The organism is Serratia sp. GW822-FHT06D09 (assembly GCF_058799515.1).
Genome location: NZ_JBXALO010000034.1, coordinates 1 through 719, shown reverse-complemented (window position 1 = coordinate 719; position 719 = coordinate 1). Strand labels below are relative to the sequence as shown.

Genomic DNA, 719 nt, shown 5'->3' with positions numbered 1-719 from the left:
CCGTTGTTCTGGAAGTTGATGTACGCCAGGTTGGCGAACGGCTCCAGATTCACCCAGGCCGCTTTTATGCTGTATCCCGCTTCGGCGAACACCTGCTCGGTGCGCGCACTGTATTTCGCGGTTTCGCGATCTGACTGCATGCCGTAGTTCACCGAGCGTGAGGTATCGAAACGGTGCCAGGTGTAACCCCCACCGGCACGCAGCGCCAGTTCACCGAACTGTTTGCCGCCGTACACCGCCAGGTGGTAGTTGTCGCTGTCAGCATTCGAGCCATAACCGCCGTCCAGCGAGGTGCGGGTATAACCGGTCGCGACCCCTAACCGCCATTCGTCCGCCAGCGCCGAGTCCAGCCCCACCAGCACGCCGTAGGTGGATGCCTGATAGCCCGTGGCATTGGCATCGCCCGACGCGTGGTCCCAGGCCCCCAGCAGCTGCGCCCAGGCGCCACCGTCGTCGTCAGCTTTGATGTCCGGCGAGGTCGCCAGCCCTTCCGCCTGACGCAAACGGCCGTTCAGCGCGTCGCGCAGGTAGCGGCTGTCGTTCACCTGTGCCGAGGCGATATCCGCGTGGATCTGCCCCGACAGTTGGCGGAACGCCTGCCTCGCTTCCCCCGCCGAACCGGCGTTAAGGATGCTTTCAAACACCGGATTACCCGCCGCCAGCGCATCTGCCGCTGCCGCCACCGCCCGCTCGTTCTGCGTTGCCGCCACGCTGGCGAA

The 719-nt window shown here is 65.1% G+C and carries 1 protein-coding gene; it reads right to left on the bottom strand.

All coding sequences use genetic code 11. From position 1 onward, the window contains the following. Positions 1–719, bottom strand: a 719-nt coding sequence (locus AC1RKG_RS24850; protein ID WP_493183836.1) for an autotransporter outer membrane beta-barrel domain-containing protein, incomplete at both ends; no start/stop codon positions are given.